The 891-nt window shown below is 49.0% G+C and carries 1 protein-coding gene; it reads right to left on the minus strand.

Annotated features, from left to right (window positions below; translation table 11 throughout):
* Positions 1 to 891 (minus strand): AMP-binding protein (locus PKO01S_RS28520; protein WP_164779844.1); only part of this gene is annotated, 891 nt, incomplete at both ends.

An 891-nucleotide genomic window follows, 5' to 3' on the forward strand; every position in this document is an offset into this window, starting at 1 on the left:
ATTGGCGTATTGACATGCTCCGGGTTTGTAACCTTGCCTGTATAGACCTCCTTATCCAATAGGTCTATGACCGGAATATCCCCTTTGATCGGCAGTTCCGCCCTTCCCAGCAGGATGGCTTTCGGCTTGCAGTCTTCCAGCATATACTGGATACGATTGTCCGGATAGCTAGGATCTACCGGCACGTAGGCACCGCCTGCCTTCATAATCCCGTAGATGCCGATGATCATCTCCATGCTTCTGTGAGCCAGGATCGCAACCCTGTCATCCGGTTGGACACCAAGTTCTCTCAGCTTATACGCCAGTAGATTGGCTTTTTCATTCAGCTGCGCATACGTCAATTGCGCGTCTTCAAATACAACCGCGATATTGTCCGGCGTCTGCCCAACCTGTTCTTCAAACAACTCGACTACTGTTTTTCCTCTTGGATATTCCGTAGCCGTGTCATTGAAGGTCTCAATGACCAGCCTCTTTTCTTCTTCGTCCACCACACGCAGTTCGCTGATCTTCGCCTCAGGGTTTGCCGTCAGTTCGTCCACCAGTTGGCTGAAGTGTTTCATCATCCGTTTTACGCTTTCCAACTCGAACAGATCGGTACAATATTCCCAGTTCATTGCGTAGCCATCTTCGGTTTCACCAATGCTTAAGGTGAGATCGAATTTGGCGATGGAATGTTCGCTGCCTAGGCTTGTCATGGTTAAGCCGTTCATTGCTAGGCTCGACTGCTCGTTGTTTTGCAGCACAAACATCACATCAAATAGCGGGTTTCGGGATAAATCCCGTCGTACCTCTACCGCTTCCACCAGTTCCTCGAACGGATATTCTTGATTCTCATTGGCTTTCAGGGCACTTTCCTTGACTTCCTTGAGGAAATCCAGAACCTTTTTGTCT

The organism is Paenibacillus kobensis NBRC 15729 (assembly GCF_004000825.1).
Taxonomy (GTDB): Bacteria; Bacillota; Bacilli; order Paenibacillales; family Paenibacillaceae; genus Paenibacillus_T; species Paenibacillus_T kobensis.